This is a genomic window from Bartonella grahamii subsp. shimonis, assembly GCF_036327415.1.
GTDB lineage: Bacteria > Pseudomonadota > Alphaproteobacteria > Rhizobiales > Rhizobiaceae > Bartonella > Bartonella shimonis.
The window spans coordinates 488911-513499 of record NZ_CP123961.1 but is presented as its reverse complement, the minus strand read 5'-3'; the positions used below and the strand labels follow the sequence as shown (position 1 = coordinate 513499).

Genomic DNA, 24589 nt, shown 5'->3' with positions numbered 1-24589 from the left:
GTAGAGGAAAATAGTACGAGAGAATGAAAAAAGGTTTGAAGATATCTCACCCTTTGCGTATCTGCTATTATATAGCAGGATGGGCGATGGTTATATTAGGTATTATCGGTGTCGTATTGCCTATTATGCCAACTGTGCCTTTTTTGTTGGTTGCCTCATGGTGTTTTACACGTTCTTCTCCACGTTTTCATCAATGGTTGAATAATCATCGTATTTTTGGCCCCCCTATTAAGCGATGGGAAGAAAAAAAAGCAATCTCTCCATTCATTAAAGTTTTTGCAGTGGTGAGTATGATAGGAGGATTTTTATCCTTTTTCGTAATGGTACACCCCCCTTTATGGATTTCCTTACTTGTTGCGGTTATATTATTGCTGATTGCTATTTATATTGTAACACGTCCATCTTCATAATGATAGAAAAGGCTATATGCGACACTCTTTTTAGCTTCGACTTATTTGTAAAAACTATGAGGACTTTTAAGTTGTGAGTATAAGCTCTCTATATTCAAAATGCATATGAAATAGCAAGCTTTTTGAAGGCAATTAATTAATAATATGTTTGTGAAATAATTTTTATGAACAAAGAAGACTGTTTACAAACACTTAAAATGTTCTCATTTGGTAAACAATGATAAATCACATTCATGGAAAAAAGTCATTATTTTTGTAAGGTATATTTGTATGAATCTCTATATATATACATCATTGAGAAATCATTGATATGATAGCTATTTCTTTCTAAAAAACATTTCGTTTGTTTTCATATTTTTTAATGAGGATATAATACAAAGCTTACTAAACACTATCATTTTTATACTTATACAATTAAGAAGCCGGTCTATTATATCAATTTTTAATGTTACATCTGTTCTTAGCTTAAGAATAATTCATAAGAAACAACAGAGTTTTTCAAATGGTTTTATGCATACACGCATTCTTATTATAATATGCGAATAAGTAAATTCTCTGTCTTTGTATAAAACTTATTCGAAATAAAAATATTATTGCATTCTCTGTTTTTAATGAGGTCATGCCCCTCACGTAAAACAAAAGGTCTCCCAAATCATGTTATCTACACATTTATTTTAATGAAACATTTCTCAACGTTTTACTCATTTCATGATAGAAGACCATACATGGTATAAAGTAAAATCTCCTGTAAAGTGTATAAAATCTATTTGAGCACCATTATCCTTGCCTTGCAAAATGCACACCAATAGCCACCATGCTATTTGTCATCCTCCAATGTTGCCTTACCAAGGCCTAATGTTGCAATTGTAGCTTGTCATCTGGTTTTTTATACTTTGATACTAGGTTTTGTACCTATTTATTTTTTTCAAAGAGTTTTAAAGGTGTTCTCAAAAGGTTTTCAAAGCCTTTTCTCATTTTTACTATGAAAACGCACTTTTTTCTGATTTTCAGTAATTTTTGCAATTTTAGGTGCCAAAATCTATTTTAACAGAACGCGCATTTAATGGTAAAAACTGTACATAAAAACAACAAATTACCACGTATTCCTACTTAATCCCACCTCTTCCCACTTAGTACAAAACCTACTGTCAAACTACAACAATAACCTTTAAAACTTAAAAACCTTCATACATGCAAGGAGATGAGTATGCTTGATTTAATAGGGTTGAAATGAGAAAAGTTTATGATATTCGTGCGCACTCATTCAACATGAAAAATGATAGTATCTTGTTATGCCGTATAACACCGTTATTTATGACAATGATATAATAAGGAAGCCTCCTTGGCTAAACTTCCCTAGCACGTTAAGTATTTTTTTAATGCGTAATAAATATTTTTAAGTCTTATCTGTCGATCCTTATGTAAGTGAAGCGTATGCATGGTAGGCCAAGTAGAATCTGCTTAAAAAAACAGCCGAACTATTTACAGATCAGCAAAGGTTCAGAATCCTCATCCTTAGAGTAGAACAAAAATCAATCTTATAAACAATATGATGAGTCAATATACTTATTTTAAAGAACCTGAAACTACATCTTTATGGGTCTAGCAATTCGCTTTTTATTACCAAAAAAATCGAGATAACGTTGTACCTCTTTTGAATCACCAATCGTTTTTTCAGGATTATCTGAAAGTTTTACGGCTGGTCGACCATTGGCATAGGTCACCTTACAAACAAGGGAAAGAGCATCAAGGGTTTCGATTTCCTGAGGTGCACAACCTGTAAAGTCATTGGTAAGATCCGTGCCCCATCCAAAACTCATGCGCACTCTACCATGGAAATGATTATAGGTTTTTTCAATTGTATTGACATCAAGAGCATCAGAAAAAATTAAGAGTTTTTCGCGCGGATCTTTTCCTTTTTCTTTCCACCATTGAATAATACGTTCACCACCTTCAATAGGAGGTGCACTATCAGGTCTAAAACCCGTCCAATCAGCGACCCAATCTGGAGCATTGCATAAAAATGTTTCTGTACCAAAGGTATCAGGTAAAACAATAAGAAGATTTCCACCATAATAACGATTCCAGTCTTGCAAGACTTGATATGGAGCTCTGCGTAATTCATCGTCGTTGTTGCTAAGAGCAGCAATGACCATGGGCAATTCATGTGCATTGGTCCCAAGAGCTTCTAAATCTGTATCCATGGCAAGAAGGACATTAGAAGTTCCCGTAAAAGAATTACCAATGCCTTCTTTTAATGCTTCCACACACCAGCGCTGCCATAAAAAAGAATGGCGACGCCTTGTCCCAAAGTCAGATATTTTAATATCAGGCAATTTTTTGAGACGTTCAACCTTATTCCACACTTTTGCTTTAGCACGCGCATAAAGGACATCAAGAGCAAAACGATCTAGTTTTTTGAGAGCTGCACGTGAACGTAATTCACTGATGATAGCAAGGGCTGGAATTTCCCACATAGAGCTATGAGCCCACGAACCATAAAAATGAAGAATATACTGGCCATCTTTACAGGTTAGTTCATATTCTGGAAGTTGAAAATTCTCAAGCCACTGAAGAAAATCCGGTTCAAAAATTTGTTTGCGTCCATAAAATGTATTACCAGCAAGCCAGATCATTTCTTTTTTTGTAAAGCGCAAACTAAGAGCATGGTCAAGTTGAGCACGTAATTCACTCTCATCAATATCATCGGCAAGACGTATTGTTTTAGAGCGATTTATGAGGGAAAAAGTAACATTAACATTAGGATACAACCCCCAAATCATCTGTACCATAAGAAGCTTATAGAAATCCGTATCGAGAAGTGAACGAATAATGGGATCAAGTTTCCAGGTATGATTGTAAACACGTCGAGCAATATCCGGATGATTCATAACCTTTTTCTTTCAGTTTCATAAAATCTAAAATATTATGCACCAACACGGACAATATAGGCGGTGCAAGGACTATAACAACTTTACCGTTTTGGGCAAGAATAAAAAATTCTGCTCTCTTTTTTCATCTTTCATCTTTAAAATTTGACAATACGTATAATTTCATGCTGACCTGTTTTTTTTAGCTTTATCCCTGTATGAACTTCGGCATATTCTTTGCCATTAACATGGAGCATATTTTTAGGCCCCCATTTTACTTTAATGATATAAACAGCATCATAAAATTTCATTGTTACTTCATATTTTGGCCAAATAGAGGGTAAATATGGCTGTAAAAACAACAGATCTCCTTGACGCTGTATTCCAAGAATAGCTTGTGTTGCGGCACTATAAAACCAACCGGCTGAGCCGGTATACCATGTCCAACCACCTTGACCACATCGTGGTTCAACAGAATAAATATCTGCGGCCATCACATAAGGTTCGACACGATAAGTTTCAGGATCTTGTCCATGAGTAATGGGATTTATCATAGAAAATAAAGCATAAGCTTTATCGTTTTGCCCCATTTTTGCCAATGCTAAAATACTCCAAATAGCACCATGCGTATATTGACCACCATTTTCTCGGATTCCTGGAGGATAACCTTTTATATAACCGGGCTCGAGTGTACTTTTATCAAAAGGTGGCCAAAAAAGGCGAACGAGTCCGCCTTTTTTATCATAGAGACGTTCCAACATTGATGTCATTGCTTGCTTTTGACGTTCAGGCGATGCCATTTGAGAAATGACAGCCCAAGATTGAGCAATGGTATCAATTTGGCATTCATCATTGATTTTAGAGCCTAGAGGTGTTCCATCATCAAAATAACCACGTCGATACCAAGCACCATCCCAACCGTTTTCTTCTAGGGATTTTGTTAAGCGTTCAAGGTATGCACTCCATATTTGCATATGGCTGTTATCACCACGTTTTTTGGCCAAAGGAATAAATGCTTGTAGCGTGCTCCCAAGAAACCATCCTAACCAAGTGCTTTCACCTTTTCCTTCTACACCTACTAAATTCATACCATCATTCCAATCCCCACCTAAAATAAGAGGGAGCCCATGGGGTCCACAACGTTCAATGGCAAGGTCTAAAGCTAAAGCACAATGTTCATAAATTGTTGCAACCTTTGAGGATTGAGTGGGTTGAAAATAAGCATCCTGTTGCCCACTTTTGAGAACATCGCCTTCAATAAAAGGAATGAGCGTATCAAGAAAGGCGTCATCGCCAGTGGTATTGACATAAAAAGCTGTTGCATATGCAAGCCAAACGATATCATCAGAAATGTATGTGCGAATACCAGCATTTGTATCGGGTAACCACCAATGTTGCACATCCCCTTCAAGAAATTGGTGCGCAGCGGCGTTTAACAGTTGTTCACGTGCCAGTTGTGGTTCCAGCAATAATAAAGATAAGCTATCTTGTAACTGGTCACGGAAGCCAAATGCACCACTCGCTTGGTAAAATCCTGCGCGTGCCATGATACGGCATGCATAGGTCTGATAAGGGAGCCAATGATTGACCATAATATCAAAAGAGGGATCCGGTGTTTTAACTTGAAAAGGAGAAACAAAATTACTCCATTGCTGTTTTTGTTTTGTGAGCAGAATTTCAAAATCACTTGCACGTACTTGATTGAGTAATTTTTCAGCTTCTTGTCTATTTTCAGCACTGCCAAGATAGAAGATGATTTCTCTTGTTTGCCCTGGTTGAAGATCAACATCATAGGCGAATGCTGAACAAGGATCACATCCTGCTTCAATGGTATTCGAAAGAGCACCGGCTTTACGGATCGCAGTTGGATGTGTTACGGTTCCCGTTGCACCAATAAATTCAGCACGATCGGTTGTGGTGCTGGTTGGCATTTCAGATGCCGATAAAAATGTGACTTGTTGAAATTTTTCAATGTGATAAGGATTTTGAATAAAATGTACTCCCCTTTTGTCCTCATAAGAGGAAATAATGAAGGGGACATATTTTGTACGGGTATTTCCCAAAACCCATTCAACGTAATTATAAAGGCGTAAACTGCGTGGTTTTTTCCCTTCGTTTGTGAGGGTAAGACGTGAAAAGCGAACTGGTTTTTCCGGATCGAGTGTATGAGTCAGTTCTAATGCAATTTCTGAATGTGTCGATTTAAAAGTTGAAAATCCAAAACCATGACAAGCCTCATAGACAACATTTTCATCACACTCTACAGCAGAAACGGGTGAAAAACGTTTTAAAGACTGGCGATCAACCAGATAAAGCGCTTCTCCTGGCCGGTTAGACGTTGGATCATTTGTCCAAGGAGTTAATTTATAATCGCGGCTATTGTTAACCCAAGTAAAAATTGCACCTTCAGCAGAGACATGAAAACCAAATTTGTGATTAGCGATGACATTAATCCACGGGCGCGGTGTAGTTGTACGTCCATGAAGACGTATTACATAATGGTTATACTGGTTAAAACCACCGTAACCATTCCAATATTTTAGATCTTCTCCATTTATGGGAAAAGAGGATGGTTTTTGTTGGCTAATAAGACCAATGAAAGCAAAAAAATTTTGTTCAGTTTGTGTTGTAACTTGCCTTCCTTCGTTATATTTTTGAAAATCTAATTGATCATGAAATTCATGATAATTTTTATGAATTGTAAGATCAAAATCACTCTTATCAAGCCGTTTAAGCTGTTCAGATAAAGAGCCATTTTGGGCATCAAGAACGATGCGCGCTGATGCAAGAAGCGTTTTAAAACTTTGTTCATTTATTTTGTCACGCTGAAGCATGAAAATATGTTGGCGTTCATCTGCTTCTTGTGCGTGGTGTCGATAAGATTCACAGACCCATTCAAGAGCCCGTTGTGTATTTTGTATATAGGAAAATGCTTGTTCATTGAGAATCACCAAATCAACGATGAGTCCGCGCATACGCCAATATTCGTGTGCTTTAAGGAGCTCACGCAGTACAGAGATATTTCCCTCATTATTTAATCTAAGGAGACAAAGTGGATTGTCCCCTGAAATGGACATAGGCCAAAGATCAGACTGTTTTCCAAGCGTTTTTGCTAATATTTCAGGAGAAAGACGCCATATTCGATCAAGGTAGATAAGCGATGTGGCATATTTTTGATAGACAATAGCTTCTTTAGGCTGGGTTCCACTTTGATATAGTGCAACTTGTGAGCGTGTCCATGCTCTTGAAAGTTCTTTTTGAAACATATCGGGTTGTCGATAATGTTTAATATGATTATACAGCGCTTCTTTTGTATGAGCAGCAAAAGTCCAAAAAATAAGTTCTGCTTTTCCATATGCTGAAATTTTTATACGGCATCGCAATGACATAATAGGATCAAGAACACAACCTTGACTATTACTAAAACGAGCATTTTGGTCAAATGCAGCGGGACGATGAATGGATCGACCCCGCCCAATAAACAGAGAACGATCCGTTTCAGCTTCTGTCTCTTGGAGAATATCTGTTGTACTGGAGACAAAATGAGTAACATAGATTTCAGGATCGCTAGGTGAGCGTTTGCGCCTTTGGGCAAAAATTGTTTTACCTTCCTCAGCAATTTCTGTCTCTATAAACATACGGGAAAAAACAGGATGAGCTTGGTCTGTATCCATTGTGGCAAGCGCTAATTCACCATAAGAAGTCACTTCAATGAGGCGATCTTTATTTGTCGTATTCATCAGTTGAATACGTCTACCTTCGCCACATCCTTCAGATGTAATAAGACACTCAAGTGTTGATTTTATACCGTCAACCATTTTTGTATATTCAGCCTTTTCATCTGTAAAAATGCTGACAGCTTCTTCTTCAATAACACGTGTTGGCTCACTAGTAACAGACCACCACCGTCCACTATGCGTATCGCGTAAGAAGAATAAAGTACCTTGTTGATCTTCTGTTGCATCAGGAATAAAGCGCGTAATCGCATAATCGTGCCACCGACTGTAACCAGAACCATTCGCTGTTAACATGGTAAAATAAAAGCCATTAGACAAAAGTAACGTTGCTCGTGGTTTGAGCAACGGGTTTGTAATAATGCGCAACGGAGCAGCGTCAAATGCTTGAGACTTATTGCGCATGCGATTAACAGCTTTGGTATGGATAATAGGAATGAGATGGGGCGCCCTTTCCTGTAACAGAAATTGCGTTGCTTCAATAACGGGATCACGATGAAAACGATCACGCATTCGCCCTTGAAAGATAACATTGTTAAGAGCAAGGATAGACATGCCATGATGGTGCGCATAATAATTGCGTACAACAGCGTATTTTTCCCCTGTTTTCACGCGTGAAGGGGTAAAATCGACAGAGTCATAATAACCATATGTTCCTAAAGCTCCAAGATCACGGAGTCGTTTTAAATTAGCGACAGCGCAAGCAGGAGCATATTGTGCCGCTAGAAGGCTGGCATAGGGAGCAATGACAGCATTGCGTGAAAGACCACGTTGGAGTCCGAGATTTGGAACACCAAAATGAGCGTATTGGTAATTCATTAAATGATCGCGAGCGTTAAATGCGGCCTCTGAAATACCCCATGGTAATTCCCGTTTATGGGCATATTGTATTTGACAACGAACAATCAATCGATTTGTTTGATCTAGGAGAGATCCTAAAGGTTCATGCATTACGAGAGATGGCATAAGATATTCGAACATCGATCCAGACCATGATAGGAGCGCACCTTTCCAACCTATGGGTACGAGGAGTCGACCAAGACGAAACCAATGTTTAAGTTTTATGTCTCCTTTTGCGATAGCAAAAAAACTTGCAAGACGTGCTTCTGAAGCAAGTAGATCATAACAATTTTCATCGAGTTTGTTTTCTTGAACACGATATCCAATGGATAAGAGATGCCGTTTAGGCTGTTCTAAAAAGTCAAATTTCATATCAAAGGCTATTTGCCGTGCCACTATCGCCAACCTGTTTAGTTTTTTACGTAATTTTTCAGTATCACAATGAGCAGTCGCATCATGATGATAAGCGTTACAGGTATCGATAAGGCATTTAGCCCAAGAAAGCGCACGAGCAGATTCTATCGTTTGAATTTTGTGGTCAAGTTCACTGACTAAGTGCACAATATCGTGGGCTGCATGTGAAAGGTCTATGATGTGAGAAGGAATCGTATTTTCTTGTTCTACAAAAGTGAAGACAGAGTCATGAAAACGAGTGATGTTTTCTTCGATTTTTTGACGTAACGAGCGTAAATTGGGTTGATGCTCTGGAATTTCTTTGACAGTTTCTTCAAGAATAGCAAGAACATCTGATAAGCCTTCTCGATCACTTTGAAAAAAAAGATGCGGTTTTTCAGCCCATTCACTTAAGGCAGAAGAGAGTGTTACCAAATGACCGGCAAGATTTCCTGAATCAACGGTTGATACATAAGTAGGTAAAAGAGGCCTGAGTGTATCCGTTTCATACCAATTATAGAGATGACCACGGAACTTTTCCATTTTTGTAAGAGAGCGTAATGTACATTCAATACGGGTAATGGTCTCTTCAAAACCAATCCAGCCAAAATCACGTGCAGCAATAATAGAAAGGAGATAAACGCCAATATTCGTAGGAGATGTACGTTGAGCAACAAGAGGTTCAGGATCTTCTTGAAAATTATCGGGAGGCAAATAGTTGTTTTGTGCATTAACAAAGGTTGCATAATAAAGCCATGTTCGCCGTGCAATAGAACGAAGTTTTTTTTCATCTTTTGAAGAAAGATCAAGGCTATCTTGAAAGGTTGAAGGTTGACTCACAATCCAAGCAATGAAGGGTGAAAAAAACCATGCTATCCCAAAAGGTAAAGCAATCAAGCTTGCAAAACTATCAGAAAAAAGAGCGACTGCTATAGTAAGGATACCAATAAGCGATGCTGGTGCCATTGTAAAAACATAGAAACGCAAACTATTGGGTATTGATTTTGTTGCGGCAGAAGTTTTCCATTCAAGAAGATGCCGTTTTGAAATCGTCATACGATAGAGTGTACGAACAATCGCATCGGTCATAAAATACGCCGAATAAGCAAAAAACGTTGTTTTAAGAAATATATCAGCGCTTGTAAGAGCAGTTCTGTTCCAAATTAATTGAAAATGTCCACGCAAAGAATGATCTATATTGGACGAGACAAGCGTTTTTAATACACATAGAATGGGTGAAATGAAGGAGCTAAACAACAAGAATATTTGCCAGACGATTGCACTCTTTAAAGGTAAAAAAGTCCATCCTGCAAATGCTGCGATTAACCACATAAGTGGAGTGAGAGAACGACGTAAATTATCCTGCATTTTCCAACGCGTCACAGAACTTATTTGACGGGGACAAAAAAGATAAGGCAAAAGTTGCCAATCACCGCGAATCCAGCGATGATAACGCATAACATCAATATTATAAGCGATTGGATAGTCTTCAATGACTTCTATGCTACTTACCAGAGCAGTACGAGCATAACCTCCTTCTAAGAGATCATGACTAAGAATAGTATTTTCTTTAATTTTGCCATCAAGTGCTTGTTCAAATGCATCAATATTATAAAGACCTTTACCGATAAAAGTGCCTTCCCCTAAAAGATCTTGATAAGTATCAGAAACAGCAAAAACATAAGGGTCAATGCCACGGTTGATAGAAAAAGCCCGTTGGAAAATTGATGTTGTTTTTCCTGTTGTAAGAGAAGGAATAATGCGTGGTTGTAAAATGCTATAGCCTTTTACAACCTTTCCACTTTGCGGATCAAAAATGGGATGATTAAGTGGATGGTTAAGCTTTCCAACAAGTTTCGCGACGCTTTCTGGAGTAAGACGTGTATCACAATCCAGCGTCATAACAAAACGGCAATCCATAGGAAGATGTGGATTGGGAGGATAAAAGCTTGTGTTTTTATCACCTCTTAAGAGCCGATTGAGTTCATGAAGTTTTCCTCGCTTTCGTTCCCATCCCATCCAACATTTTTCGCTTGTATTATAAAGGCGTCGGCGATGTAAAAGGAAAAAAAGAGGAAGTTTATCACTATGATAACGACTATTGAGTTTATCAATACTCTTTTGCGCATAGTGTAATAAATCAAGATCATCTTGCGTTTCTTTCAATGGAGCATCCACCCAATCTGTAATTAATGCAAAATGAATGGCACCTTTGGGATTAGAAAGATAGTGCACTTCAAGATTGCGCACTTGTTCATCAATATCATCGCGTGATGTAATCAAAGTAGGTACAACAACCATTGTCCGTGCATGTTTTGGAATACCTTCTTTATATTCATAACCAATGAGTTGTCTTGATGGGACAAACCACGAAACAACAGTGTTAAATAAAGCAAAAGCAGCATCGATAGCAGGAAAAAGCGCCAATACAGTAAAGCAAAAAGACATCCATTGTGTCATGCCAGATATTTGTAAAAGGACGTAAATTACAAGCAAAAAAGCGAGCGTCAGAAAAGAGACAGGAATGGCGATGACTCTCAATTTTGAGAAACAGGAAGCGCGCATCCATTTTATGAGAAAGGGCGGGATATATCCACAAGCCTTTTCAAATATGCCACGACCATCATCAACAAGGTACCACCCCACACAAGAATGATGAGGCATATCTTTAGAAGTGGAATTTGCCATTTCTACAACTTTATGTGCAATTTCCAGCTCACTAAGAGGTGAAAAGCGTGCAACTTTTTCAATGACTTGTCGATAAATATTGCGTGAGTGAGAATCAATTTCAGAAAAATCACTATTTTCACGCAAAATAGAATCGACACAACTCACTGTTTCAAACCATGCTGTCCAATCAACATCATCTATAGCTTTAAGAGCACAGATAATATTTCCCATGGTCACACCATCTGCTGCTTGTCGGGTATGTTCATCGGCTGTTGCAATCTCTAAGCTACTGCCTTGGCTTTCCAATTGCTTTTCAAGCCACGTTAATGCTACGGTTGAATCGACAGATGCACTGCGCAGGCGATAGAATAAATGTGCTGAAAAAGTTGGATCAACAGTAAATGGTTTATACTGCGTAAAAAGAGAGTGTAGATTTGTTTTATTTTCTACAAGAGAAATTTTATCAGCCACTTGACTAGCAAGATGGCGCAGATGTCGCGCTTTTTCGATACGTACTGAAAGACGACGGACATTTTCAATGAGCAGCATTTGCATAACAGAAGGAAGAGCCCACAATTCACCAATTGTGAGCGCACAAACTTCCTGAAATCCATTGATCATAGCAGTAAGTGTTTCTTGTGAAAAGCTGCTATCGGTATGCGCAATATAAAGCCAAGTTAAAGCAAAAATTCGTGGTATTCCCGCTTTGTGTGTAGAAAGAGGAAGTTGCTTTATGAAGGACTTGGGTAGATTACGACGTAGCTTTTGTATGGTTTTATCAATGGTGTAATGATTATCAATGAGCCATTGAGCAGACGGTGCGATAGTCTCATCATTTCGGGCAGCAAAATCACTGGTATGAAAAGCATGAAGAATACGTTTAGCATTTTCATTCAATCTCTTGCGAAAATCTTCTACTCCTTCATATTCAGGGAGTAAAATTTCTTTACCAGAAGCTATATCATGCCCTAAGTTATAAAGATCCTCCTGTATCTTATAAATTGCACGAAGAGGAAAATCCGTATTAATAAAGTGTTTTTTTTCTCTTTTTGAGAAAAAAAGCCCTTTATGAAAGATATTATGCACGTCATAATGTCCCATTGTTATTCAATTACATCGTTTTTTATTTAAATTGTAAGCATTTTATTTGAATAGTGAACCGTTAATAGACAAAAAACAAACTTTTTGTTTTTATTTGCAAGCATTTATAATTTTTGACGTAATAATTTAGAAAATAAGCAGACAATTTTTTTAGAAAATAAAAAGGTCACTCCTAAAATGAGTGACCTTAATAACACCGTCAACTTTAATGATTGATGATTAATCTTGCTCTTGTTTTTTCAAAGCTGCACCAAGAATATCTCCAAGAGAAGCACCTGAGTCTGTAGAACCATATTGTGCAACAGCTTCTTTTTCCTCTGCAATTTCTAAAGCTTTAATCGATACTGAAATTTTACGTGTTTTTTTATCAAATGCTGTGATACGAGCATCAACCTTTTGCCCAATTGCGAAACGCTCAGGACGTTGCTCATCACGATCACGCGCGAGATCAGCACGCCGAATGGTTGTCTCAAGATTGTGGTCAATCAATTTCACACCAATGTCATTGTCGTTAACAGCAATCACTTCGCATGTTACAACAACACCTTTTCGCAATTCGCCAGAAGCAGCCGCCTCTCCAACTTTATCGCTGGAAAGCTGCTTAATTCCAAGAGAAATGCGCTCTTTTTCAATGTCAACATCAAGGACCACAGCTTTAACGATATCGCCTTTATTGTAAGTATCAATGACTTGTTCACCAGGACGGTTCCAATCAAGATCAGACAAATGAACCATACCGTCAACATCGCCTTCAAGCCCAATAAACAGACCAAATTCTGTTTTATTTTTAACCTCTCCCTCAATTTGCGAATTGACAGGAAATTTATTAGCAAAAGCTTCCCATGGATTTTCAAATGTTTGCTTTAAGCCAAGAGAAATACGCCGTTTAGAAGGATCAATTTCAAGAACAACCACTTCTACTTCTTGTGATGTAGACAGAATTTTTCCAGGATGAACATTTTTCTTTGTCCAGCTCATTTCAGAAACATGGATCAGCCCTTCGATTCCTGGCTCAATTTCAACAAAACCACCGTAATCAGTAATGTTGGTAACAGCACCCGTAATTTTTTTACCAATCGGATACCGAACACTGATGCTTTCCCAAGGATCACTTTCAAGCTGTTTCATTCCAAGAGAAATACGATGCGTATCTTGATTAATGCGAATAATCTGAACTTTAATTGTTTGACCAATTGTGAGGACTTCAGATGGGTGGTTAACACGCCGCCATGCCATATCTGTAACGTGCAAGAGACCATCAATCCCACCAAGATCAACAAAGGCACCATAATCTGTGATATTTTTCACTACACCTTCAACGATTTGGTTTTCTTCAAGATTTTGTACAATTTCTGAACGTTGCTCGGCGCGACTTTCTTCTAAAACAGTACGACGTGAGACCACAATATTGCCACGACGACGATCCATCTTCAAAATTTCAAAGGACTGAGAATTATGCATGAGAGGTGAAACATCACGAATGGGACGAATATCAACTTGGCTGCGCGGCAAAAAAGCAACGGCACCATCAAGATCGACTGTAAAACCACCTTTTACTTGGCTAAAGATCACTCCATCAACGCGTGCACCAGCATTGAATTTTTCCTCCAAACGGACCCAACTTTCTTCGCGCCGTGCTTTTTCACGCGATAAAACAGCTTCACCCATCGCATTTTCAATGCGTTCAATGTAAACTTCAACTTCATCGCCAACTTGCAAAGAACCGTCTTTTGCTTTAGCTCCAAATTCTTTGAGAGGGATACGTCCTTCGACTTTAAGACCAGCATCAATAATGGCCATGTCTTTTTCGATTGCAATAACACGGCCTTTAACAACAGATCCTTCATTAAGATCATTGGTTTGAAAAGATTCTGTTAAAAGGGCTTCAAAATCCGCTGTTGTGGGATTGTATTGTGACATAAGAACTCCTAATATATACCTTTGTTATAAGGTATGAGCGCTAAGTTAGTGTTAACACGAGCAACTTCCCGCCTTTTTCCTTGAATAAAGGAAGAAAAGTTAGCGCTAGGCTGGAAGTCACCTTAACGAATTTATCCAATTATATGCATTTTTATGATTGGATCAATAAAACTACATGCAATTTCAAATGTTGCTTCTATACTCAATTCTGACGTATCAAGCAAGTGGGCGTTTTTTGCTGGTTTTAGTGGACTTTGTTTGCGCGTTATATCGCGACTGTCGCGCTGTTCTAGTTGAGCTAGGATTTCATGATAATTTGCTTGAACACCCTTTTTTAAAATCTCCTGGTAGCGACGTTTGGCGCGTGTTTGAACATTGGCTAGAACATAAAACTTGATATCGGCATCAGGACAAACAATAGTTCCGATATCACGCCCATCAAGCACACAGCCGGGCAAAACTTTAGCAAAGTTGCGTTGTTTTTCGACAAGAATTTTGCGTACAGCAGGGTTAATCGCTATTTTTGAAGCCGCCTCACCAAGTTCATGAGAAGAAAGAAAAGCAGGATTCAAGGTATTAAAATCAAGTTTTTTAGCATAAATAATAGCATTTTTTTCGTCATTAAGAGCTAAATTTTGCTGTAAAAGCGTATGAGCAACACTACGATAAGTAAGACCAGTATCGAGATAGCGAAGACGATAATATGCAGCAATTTTGCGTGCTAAGGTTCCTTTGCCTGAGGCTGCAGGTCCATCAATGGCAATAATAAAAGGCTTCAAGCGATTTTCCCCCCAAGTTGTTTTATAAAAGGAATAAACTCTGGAAAGCTCGTAGCGATCATTCGTTTATCATCAATGGTAACAGGTTTTTCTGACACAAGCCCAAAAATGAGAAAACACATAGCAATTCGATGATCAAGATGTGTGGAAACATGTCCACCACCCAAACCTTTGGCAGAACCTTTCCCATAAACAATAAGAAAATCTTGACCTTCTTCACAGTCTACGCAATTAATTTCGAGTCCTCGAGCAACAGCAGACAGTCGATCTGATTCTTTTACGCGCAATTCTTCAATTCCTAGCATCACTGTTTTGCCTTCTGCAAAAGCTGCTGCTACTGCCAAAGCAGGATATTCATCAATCATCGATGGAGCACGTTCTTTGGGCACCGTAACGCCTCTAAGGACCGATGATTTTATCCGTAGATCAGCAACATCCTCTCCACCTGTTTGACGTCGGTTCAAAAATTCAATTTGAGCACCCATTTCCCACAATGTTTCGATAAGTCCTATGCGAGAGTTATTTATCAAAACATTTTCAATGGTGATATCAGAGTCTTCTACAAGAAGGGCTGCGATAATTGGAAAAGCAGCAGAAGAAGGATCCCCCGGAATATGAATCGTTTGCCCCGTAAGATGGGGTTGACCATTAAGATGAATCAAACGCGCACCTTCATTATCTTTTTCTATTTCAAGTTGCGCGCCAAATGCTTTTAACATTTTTTCCGTATGATCTCGTGTCAAAACTGGTTCAATAACAGTTGTAATGCCGGCGGTATTGAGTCCAGCAAGCAGGATTGCTGATTTAATCTGGGAGGAAGCTATTGGAACACGGTAACGAATCGGATTAGCCATTTTCGGACCATAAAGCGTTAAAGGAAGGTGATCGTCGTGCGTTGCCTCAATTTCAACCCCCATGAAACGCAGTGGATCAAGGATACGTCCCATTGGACGCTTAGAGAGAGAATCATCACCAACAAAGGTTGTTTTCATATGATACGGGCCAACCATTCCCATAACCAAACGAGCACCTGTTCCAGCGTTTCCAAAGTCTAAAGGTTTTTGTGCAGCTAAAAGGCAACCATTTCCTGTTCCTCGTATGATCCAGAAATCATCTTTTTTAATAATACAGGCACCCATAGCTTGCATAGCAGCAGCTGTATTAAGTACATCAGCACTTTCAAGTAATCCATGAATATATGTCTCACCACTTGCTAATCCTCCCAATATAAGAGAGCGATGAGAGATTGATTTATCTCCTGGTATTTGAATTTTTCCAGAGAGACTACTTGATTTATAGGCGGTTATAGGGATTGCTTTTTGCATGAAAATTCTATTTAATTCTATCTAACTTTTATGAAATTGTGCATCCTTTAGCACATGCTTTAAAAGACGTCATGAAAAAATCATTGTGGAACAGTGTATTTATCTTTGACAAAGGCATTATTTTTCGATTAAGCACCATAAAATTTATCTTTTAATGGAATAATAGTTAATCAAAGAGGCACGGTTTATGGCAAAACAAGAACTTGGAACTAAACGTGTTGATCCAGAAACAGGAAAAAAATTTTATGATCTAAATCGCGATCCTATTGTGTCGCCCTATACAGGGATTTCTTATCCGCGTTCTTACTTTGAAGTTGCTGCAGCTGAAGCAAACAATGAGGAAGAAGTTGATACTGAAGAGCTTGATACAGCACTTGAAAAATCTGCTTTTATGCTTCTTGAAGAGGATGATGAGGATTCTAAAGATGACGATCTTCCTGATTTAGAAGATAGTGATGTAGATCTCGGTGATGACGATGATACATTTTTATCTCATGATGATGACGATGAAGATGATGACGTTACTGATATTCTCGGAGGTGGTGTTTCTAATGATGACGATGCTTAAGAGAAGTAAAAGAAGATATCTTTTCCATTGAGTGCAAATTCTTCTTGATCTTCAATTTTGATCGTTCTAGAAAAGCGGGAATTGTATACTGTCCTTTTGGGAAAATTTGTTTTTATAGGGGCTATAGCTCAGCTGGGAGAGCGCTTGCATGGCATGCAAGAGGTCAGCGGTTCGATCCCGCTTAGCTCCACCAAAAGGACCAGTTATTCTATCAAGAGAATTAATTGTGATAGAGAATGTGTGCATCAATTTAAAAGGTTTATGTGCTATTTAATCATCGTTTCAATAGCGCCTGTTCCTTACGTTTTAATGATATTATAATATATCTTTAATTGTTTGTTGGGTTATAAAATTTTACTGTCGTAACCGTGAAAGTAGATAATTTTTTATGCTTTGCACAGAAATAGAAAATGAGCTGTTTAACTTACGCCTTGTTTTAAAGGATAAAATTTGAATTCCCTTTACCACAACATTCCCACAAAATCATAATATGTTAGTTACCGATATCTTTTTAAAAGGTACGAAGTACCTCAACAGAGATTAGAAAATAAAATATTAAAATATACTTCTCAATTATTGCGAATCAGAACTTTTTTCGAGTATTTTCAGCCTAATCAGATGTCCTTCCAATTAAAAATTAACCACCTTAAGTAGCATCTACCTGCTTAATACTAAGGTATATTAACGCTTAAATAGTATATTGAATCTATTAATTTTGTTTCCTTGCACGCCACAAGCAAAGTTGAGGTGTGAGAGAAAAGTGGCGCCATCATTATACGTGCTAATTTCCAATGTTGCCTATAATTCTTACATTTGAGAATGTTCATAAGAAATATTTTTAGTCTTTTCTTTCACAGTTTTTATCCCCATGCCAATTGTGCTTGTTATGTGCATGCCAATTGTTTTTATTGATTCAACCTCAAGAGATCTAAAACGATAAAACCCTACGCTATTCGAGATTCTTACTTTAATATGAATAACGATATATTATCTTTATAAATCAATATGCTGTAAACCATTTAAGAAAAGAATAAAAATGCTTCTCATAAATATTCTCAAATACAAAAACTATCACAACATTGGAGGATGACTTGTTACTTCATAAGCGCTACAGACAAATCTTTCTCTGAATATTCCCTACCCTGAATATTCATTGTGTGTAAAATTGCATATATCTTACCATCCTATAAACGATAGTGTTTTTACAATACAATAAGATAACGTCTTTCAACTAAGATGGACAAACAAGATGAATGGACATGCTTCATTTCATACAATATTAAATACTATTAGTCTTTTTGAGGAATATAGCTGCCCCTACAAAGCAATGTTTTATGAAGTAATGTTCTTTCCTTTAATGTATTTCTCGTTTTTTATATTGAATGTTTTTTTACAATGCTCGAATTGCATTTGTTTTTAATTGCTATTTTATACGCTTAACAAAGAAAATATTCATGTAATAATCCGCCATTAATACGCATTGTGAAAATAAAAAAGATACTAGCTTTAAAAATTTCTCTTCAACAATCTCTGGTATTTCATCCAGCGCTAAATGCCAGCACCAAATAGAAGATCGTTTCCATTGTAAATTCTTTTAACAAAGGAGGTAAAAATATCGAGAGTGCGTTCAAATATATTGTGCTTTGCAAAAGCTTTCTGTCGCTTGAGTTTATTCTATTCAATAACAATTTATTTTGTTAGACAACCGGAAAAACAATACAGCCTTACCACACTATAAGAAATTTGGTTCTCAAATAATTTTACCACAACAATTCCCTGATTAAGACTTTCAGAATCCTTTCTAACGCCATCCACATCTCTTTAACTGCTGTTCATAGAGCCTCGATATTCTTGCCATGCGCTGTGCTGCCTGTGAAAGTGCAGCATTGGCATGCCCACCACTACGTGCATAAGCACCATGTCCCATATGATAATTTAAATAAAGGCTATAGGCATCATCAAACCTCACACCATTGCGTTGAACACTTTGGCGATGGTACCAAGCAACAAAATCAGCAGAATCTGCAAAATTCGTACGCCATGCAAAAGACTTTTCCGTGGAGCGAAGATACATTGCCCATGTACTGTCAAGCGCTTGAGAATAACCATAGGCTGTCGATCGACGCTTCCATGGAATAAAACCAAGTAGTTTTTTACGTGGAGGACGTGCATTGTGACGAAAGCTCGATTCCATATTAATGGTTGCAAGAATAATAGGCATAGGAATCCCATAACGCATTTCTGCACGTTTAGATGCCTTACCCCAATTGTTAAAAAAACCATTTTTTTGCGCCAAAATAGCACAAGCATTGTTTGTGTATATGGGAGTAGTTGTTGCACATCCCTCTAGCAGAAACACCAGTGCCCCTAAAAACAAAAGGTGTCGCATATCCCTATTCCTCTCGTTTAAGAAATAAAACAAGATAGAGATACTAAAAAACTATTACCAATCAATAAAGAACATGATCTGACCTGTGATATTTAAGAAGCTTGCTTTGCTTTATTCCTCATCAGCAAAACGCAATGTTTGCGATTGAGCCGATGTTGCCATTTTTGTTGATTCAGAGTACTTTTCCTTTAATTCGATAGTTTCAATGCGATTTGCCCGTTTCATAATTTTGGATGACGATATTAAAATTCCCTCTATATCTTCACCGGCTTTGTGAAAGTGCTTCTGTAGTGCGCGAACACGCATATCCATTCGTCCAAAATCTTCCATCAATTTTGCTACTTCTGATTGAATTAAATGCGCTTGTTCACGCATCCGCGCATCTTTCATAATGGTTTGGACAACTTGAACAGAGAGCATCAACAAAGACGGTGAAACAATAATTACATGGGCTCTATTGGCTTTTTGTACCAATGGCTCAAAATCCTCATAAATTGTTGCAAAAATTGATTCCGACGGTACAAAAAGAAAAGCAGTGTCATGGGTTTCTCCAGGAATCAAATATTTTTGCGCAATATCACGGATATGGACTTCCATATCGGTACGAAATTGGCGTTCTGCCTCTTGACGCTCTTGCGTTGATTCTGCCTTACGCATAGCATTCCAAGCCTCCAGAGGGAATTTAGCATCAACAACAAGAGACGGTGCTTTATTAGGCATATGAATGAGACAATCTGGGCGCTTTCCGTTGGAAAGAACAGCCTGAAAAGCATAAGCATTTGTTGGTAAGGCATCGGCAATAATGGCTTCCATCCGCCCTTGACCAAAAGTACCACGTGTCTGCTTATTGCTTAAAATAGACTGCAACTGAACAACTTGTCCCGTAAGCGATTGAATATTATTTTGTGCCGCATCAATCACTGCTAAACGCTCTTGCAAACGATTCAAATTTTCATAAGTGGATTTGGTCTGTACCTGAAGTGTTTGGCCTAAGCTTGTTGTCATCCCATTGAGTTGCTCACTGAGTGATTTATTCAATTCAGCTTGCCGTTGACCAAAAATTTCTGCCATCGTTTGCATTCGCCCTTGCATTTCAGCTTGTGTTTTCAGCAAAATAGCCATCTGCATTTGTGCTTCACGCGCGCGTTCAGCAGTTTCATTTTCCCACAATGTTTTTTTTCGATGAGAATGTATCAGCATAAAAAATGCCAAACAGACAAGTATACATAAAAGCAAAAGCATTAATTTAGAAAAAAACTCATCTGCGAGTATGGAAAAAAACGAATCAAACATAAATTGTAATATAACGCTCTTATCGTAAAAAAGCGTAAGAATCCGTTATTCAATATTGACCAATAACAAACCATTGATTAATCTCTACTTATGCCAATGAGATCTTTAGTTACTTTACCTGATCCGATTTTACGAGAAGTGTCCAAACCCGTTGAGCAGGTCGATTCAGCTCTCCAAAAACTTGCGAATGATATGTTGGAAACTATGTATAATGCTAAGGGCGTTGGTCTTGCTGCTATTCAAATTGGTATACCGCTACGTATGTTGGTTATAGATGTCTCTAGAAATTCTGAAGATGAGCAGAAAAAACCATTTGTTATTATCAACCCTGAAATTTTATGGCTTTCAGATGAGCGTAATATTTATAAAGAAGGTTGTCTTTCTATTCCTGACTATTTTGCAGAGGTTGAACGTCCTAAACGCCTTTGTGTTCGCTATCAGAACCGTGAAGGAAAGCAAACAGAAATTGAAGCAGACGATCTCTTGGCAACTTGCTTGCAGCATGAAATTGATCATTTAGATGGGCGCCTTTTTATTGATTACATTTCAAAGATCAAACGCGATATGGTGATACGAAAATTTAAAAAACGCGCAAAAGAAAAAAACATGCAGGAAACAGTTTTGTAATGGCTTTACGACTAAGTTTTATGGGGACACCAGATTTTTCTGTTCCTATTTTACATGCTTTATTGGATGCAGGTCATGATGTTGTTGCTGTTTATAGTCAACCCCCTCGCCCTGCAGGACGTCGAGGACTTAAATTAATCCCCTCAGCTGTTCAAAGTGCAGCGCAAGAAAAATCCATTCCTGTCTTTACGCCTCAAACGCTTAAAACAATCGAACAACAGGAGAAATTTGCAGCACTTTGTGTTGATGCTGCTATTGTGGTGGCTTATGGCCTCCTGTTACCCAAAGCTATTCTCGAAACACCGCGTTTTGGTTGCTTTAATGCTCACGCTTCACTCTTACCACGTTGGCGTGGTGCTGCGCCTATTCAACGAGCAATTATGGCTGGTGATAAAGAAACAGGGATCATGATTATGAAAATGGATGAAGGATTAGATACGGGACCTATCGCTCTTTCTCGCTCTGTTCCCATTACTGATAACACCACAACTGCTGAGCTTTCAGACAAACTTTCACATATTGGCGCAGAACTTATGATAGAAACTCTATCAACTCTTGAAAAAGGACAACTTAAACTGATCCCACAATCAGAGAAAGGCATCACCTATGCTGCTAAAATCAAAAAGGAAGAGACCCGCATTGATTGGACAAAACCTGCAGAGTTTATTCATAGGCATATCTGTGCGCTCTCTCCTTCTCCTGGTTGCTGGTGCAATATGAATATTGGGGGACGAGAAGAACGTGTAAAAATTCTTGATAGTCGCTTAGCAACCGGTCCTTCTCTTGAAATTGGACGGATAGAATCAAATCCTTTGATTGTCCATTGTGGACAAGGGCGGATAGAAATAACCTCTCTCCAAAGATCTGGCGGTAAAGTCCTTGAGAGCACAGCTTTTTTGCGAGGTGCTCACATTTCTGCTGTTTTTTAAGATGCCCCGTTTTAAACTCACCCTTGAATATGACGGCTCAAATTATGCTGGCTGGCAGCGTCAAGAAAAGCTTCATACTGTACAAGGAGCTCTTGAACAGGCACTCTTTTCCTTTAGTGGACAACAATTGACCATAACAACAGCAGGAAGAACCGATGCGGGTGTACACGCTACGGGACAAGTTGCGCATGTTGATTTCATAAAAAATTGGCACACCCATACTGTACGTGATGCACTCAACGCGCATTTAAAAAAACAGGGTGAAGATATTTCGATTTTGCATGTAGAAAATGTTCCCTATAGCTTTGATGCACGATTTTCCGCAATCAAACGCCATTATCTTTTTAAAATTCTCAATCGCCGCTCACCACCAGCTCTAAATGCCAAACGCGTGTGGTGGTTGCCAAAGCCTCTTAATGCTGAAGCCATGCATGAAGCTGCTCAAAAGCTTGTGGGACAACATGATTTTACCACTTTCCGCTCCGCCCATTGCCAAGCCAAAAGCCCTATTCGCACCCTTGAACGCCTCGATGTTCAAAGAGAAGGAGATGAGATTTTCCTTTATGCGCAGGCTCGTTCTTTTCTTCATCATCAAATCCGTTCATTTGCAGGAAGCCTCATGGAAGTTGGTATTGGACGTTGGACAATAAGCGATCTTGAAGCAGCTCTCCTTGCTAAAGATCGTACACGCTGTGGTATGGTCGCTCCTCCTTCAGGACTCTATTTAACTAAAGTAGAATATTAATTCTCCTTCAAAAGTGAACGTCTTAAAAGTTGTTAGGGCAGTTTATAAAAAAAACGAATTTGTTCAAAAGCTTCCGCTGCTGTATCGACAAATGTTATAAGATCAACATCCGAAGGAGAAATTGTACCTTGCGCAGATAAATATTCAAAATTTATAACATTGTTCCAAAATTCTTTGCCAAACAGGAAAACCGGAACCTGTTTCATACGTCCGGTTTGCATTAAAGTTAATGTCTCAAACAACTCATCAAGAGTACCAAACCCTCCAGGGAAAAGGACTACTGCCTTTGCCCGCATTAAAAAATGCATCTTGCGCATCCCCAAATAATGGAAATTAAAACATAAATGTGGAGTCACATAAGAATTGGGCGATTGCTCATGCGGTAAAACAACATTCAAACCAATCGTTGGTGCACCAACATCAGCCGCACCACGGTTTCCTGCCTCCATGATTCCTGGTCCGCCCCCCGTAACAACCACAAATTCACGATATTCTGTCGTAGCAGAATAAAGTGAGCACAAACGCGCAAACTCTCTTGCTTCATCGTAATAATGTGACATAGCATGCAAATTTTTCTTTTGTATTTCATTTTTTGCAGCCCACGCTGCTTGCCCAGGTTCAGGAATACGCGCACCACCAAATAAAACAACTGTTGATTGAATATCATATTCTTTAAGGGTTATTTCCGGCTTTAAAAATTCAAGACCAATACGTTGCGAACGCAGCTCTGGACGCATCATAAAATCTTGATCGATATAGGCTAAACGATAAGTAGACGAACGCATTTGCGCTGAATTAGAAATTTTATGTATTTGTTGTAAAGCATCCTTCGTATGGAGAAGTGGTGTCCAGTTTTCTTGTTCTTCTTTTCTTTTGTCTTTACAGCCTTTTTTCATACACCTGTCCTACTTCTTCATCGTTTTATTGACTGAACACATTTCTTCGCGTAGTCCATAGAGAATAAATCTTGAAACTTTCAACTTGTTTAACGGAACTCTCGTCATGACCCATCTTACACAACTTGAAATTATTATTGAAAAGGCTTTTGATAATCGTGATTTTATCGATACCACGACAAAAGGTGAAATCCGCGAGAGTATCGAATATGCATTAAACCTTCTCGATAAAGGTGAAATCCGCGTAGCGGAACGTCAAAAAAATGGACAATGGCACGTCCATCAATGGTTAAAAAAAGCTGTTCTTCTCTCTTTTCGGCTCAATCCTATGCAGATTATTGCCGGCGGAGTAAATGGAACACACTGGTGGGATAAAGTCCCTTCAAAATTTTCTGGTTGGCAAGAAGCTGATTTTAAAAAAGCTGCTTTCCGTTCAGTTCCTGGAGCCATTGTGCGCCATTCCGCCTATATTGCACCCAATGTCATATTGATGCCATCCTTTGTCAATCTCGGTGCATTTATTGATGAGGGCACAATGGTTGACACATGGACCACTGTTGGTTCCTGCGCACAAATTGGTAAACATGTACATCTTTCTGGTGGTGTTGGGATTGGAGGCGTTTTGGAACCCCTGCAAGCAAATCCAACAATCATTGAGGATCATTGCTTTATTGGTGCTCGCTCTGAAGTTGTTGAAGGCTGTATTATCCGTGAAGGTGCTGTTTTAGGCATGGGAGTGTTTATTGGAAAATCTACAAAGATTATTGATCGTACAACAGGGGAAATTTTTATCGGTGAAGTACCAGCCTACTCCGTTGTTGTACCAGGTTCCCTCCCCGGAAAGCCATTACCAAACGGTGAGACAGGTCCGAACCTTTATTGTGCTGTTATCGTAAAACGCGTTGATCAAAAAACACGAGAAAAAACATCTATTAATGATCTTTTACGTGATTAAACACAATATTCCTTTATAATGATAATTTATCCTTATTTAACTTAAATAACACCCTCAAATACAAGGATTCTCTCATTTCAAATCCTTTCATGGTGAATCAATCACTCTCATTTCCTTGCACGTTACAAATGCAGTTGGTGTGTGG

The 24589-nt window shown here is 38.4% G+C and carries 13 protein-coding genes, 1 tRNA gene and 1 pseudogene; 7 read left to right on the top strand and 8 right to left on the bottom strand.

The genetic code is table 11. The features are described from left to right. The first annotated feature begins 23 nt into the window (after window positions 1–23). The gene (locus QHG57_RS02305) at window positions 24–410 is read left to right on the top strand and encodes a YbaN family protein (protein ID WP_330168470.1); all 387 of its coding nucleotides are present in this window, start codon (window positions 24–26) and stop codon (window positions 408–410) included. Window positions 411–1996: 1586 nt separating this feature from the next. Here QHG57_RS02305 and pncB read toward each other — a convergent pair. From pncB to aroA, 5 genes and pseudogenes are all read right to left on the bottom strand, one after another. Then, window positions 1997–3301: a nicotinate phosphoribosyltransferase gene (gene pncB, locus QHG57_RS02300; RefSeq protein WP_330168469.1), complete on the bottom strand. Its 1305-nt coding sequence runs from the start codon at window positions 3299–3301 to the stop codon at window positions 1997–1999. Between the two features lie 137 nt (window positions 3302–3438). After that, window positions 3439–12008 (bottom strand): annotated as a pseudogene (locus QHG57_RS02295) (glycoside hydrolase family 94 protein). 229 nt (window positions 12009–12237) lie between these two features. Further along, on the bottom strand, window positions 12238–13938 hold the full coding sequence (gene rpsA / locus QHG57_RS02290; RefSeq protein WP_330168468.1) for a 30S ribosomal protein S1: 1701 nt from the start codon (window positions 13936–13938) through the stop codon (window positions 12238–12240). A 131-nt stretch (window positions 13939–14069) separates the two neighbouring features. Beyond that, on the bottom strand, window positions 14070–14717 hold the full coding sequence (gene cmk / locus QHG57_RS02285) for a (d)CMP kinase (protein WP_330169383.1): 648 nt from the start codon (window positions 14715–14717) through the stop codon (window positions 14070–14072). Beyond that, a complete protein-coding gene (aroA, locus tag QHG57_RS02280) occupies window positions 14714–16042 on the bottom strand; it encodes a 3-phosphoshikimate 1-carboxyvinyltransferase (RefSeq protein WP_330169382.1) in 1329 nt (442 codons plus the stop codon). Before aroA ends, cmk begins: the two co-directional genes overlap by 4 nt. 187 nt (window positions 16043–16229) lie before the next feature. Between aroA and QHG57_RS02275 the strand changes: the two genes are divergently transcribed. Continuing rightward, window positions 16230–16610, top strand: a complete 381-nt coding sequence (locus tag QHG57_RS02275) for a TIGR02300 family protein (RefSeq protein WP_330168465.1) — start codon at window positions 16230–16232, stop codon at window positions 16608–16610. 117 nt (window positions 16611–16727) lie between these two features. Next, a tRNA-Ala gene (locus QHG57_RS02270) sits at window positions 16728–16803 on the top strand. A 1608-nt stretch (window positions 16804–18411) separates the two neighbouring features. Here the strand turns inward: QHG57_RS02270 and QHG57_RS02265 are convergent. Both QHG57_RS02265 and QHG57_RS02260 read right to left on the bottom strand, forming a co-directional pair. Further along, a complete protein-coding gene (locus tag QHG57_RS02265) occupies window positions 18412–18999 on the bottom strand; it encodes a transglycosylase SLT domain-containing protein (protein ID WP_330168464.1) in 588 nt (195 codons plus the stop codon). Window positions 19000–19110: 111 nt separating this feature from the next. Beyond that, on the bottom strand, window positions 19111–20292 hold the full coding sequence (locus QHG57_RS02260; RefSeq protein WP_330168463.1) for a DNA recombination protein RmuC: 1182 nt from the start codon (window positions 20290–20292) through the stop codon (window positions 19111–19113). A 90-nt stretch (window positions 20293–20382) separates the two neighbouring features. On the opposite strand from QHG57_RS02260, the gene def reads away from it, so the two are divergent. The 3 genes from def to truA are packed head-to-tail and all read left to right on the top strand — an operon-like array spanning window position 20383 to window position 22593. Further along, window positions 20383–20919 carry a peptide deformylase gene (gene def, locus QHG57_RS02255; RefSeq protein WP_330168462.1) on the top strand — a complete coding sequence of 179 codons (537 nt, stop codon included), beginning with the start codon at window positions 20383–20385 and terminating at the stop codon, window positions 20917–20919. Then, window positions 20919–21848, top strand: a complete 930-nt coding sequence (gene fmt, locus QHG57_RS02250) for a methionyl-tRNA formyltransferase (protein ID WP_330168461.1) — start codon at window positions 20919–20921, stop codon at window positions 21846–21848. The genes def and fmt overlap by 1 nt, the downstream gene beginning before the upstream one ends. A 1-nt stretch (window position 21849) precedes the next feature. Beyond that, the gene (gene truA / locus QHG57_RS02245; protein WP_330169381.1) at window positions 21850–22593 is read left to right on the top strand and encodes a tRNA pseudouridine(38-40) synthase TruA; all 744 of its coding nucleotides are present in this window, start codon (window positions 21850–21852) and stop codon (window positions 22591–22593) included. Window positions 22594–22625: 32 nt separating this feature from the next. On the opposite strand, the gene QHG57_RS02240 is transcribed toward truA, so the two are convergent. Then, on the bottom strand, window positions 22626–23489 hold the full coding sequence (locus QHG57_RS02240) for an LOG family protein (RefSeq protein WP_330169380.1): 864 nt from the start codon (window positions 23487–23489) through the stop codon (window positions 22626–22628). Window positions 23490–23595: 106 nt separating this feature from the next. Between QHG57_RS02240 and dapD the strand changes: the two genes are divergently transcribed. Then, window positions 23596–24444 (top strand): 2,3,4,5-tetrahydropyridine-2,6-dicarboxylate N-succinyltransferase, encoded by an 849-nt coding sequence (gene dapD, locus QHG57_RS02235; protein WP_330168458.1) that lies wholly within the window; start codon window positions 23596–23598, stop codon window positions 24442–24444. The last annotated feature ends 145 nt before the right edge of the window (window positions 24445–24589 follow it).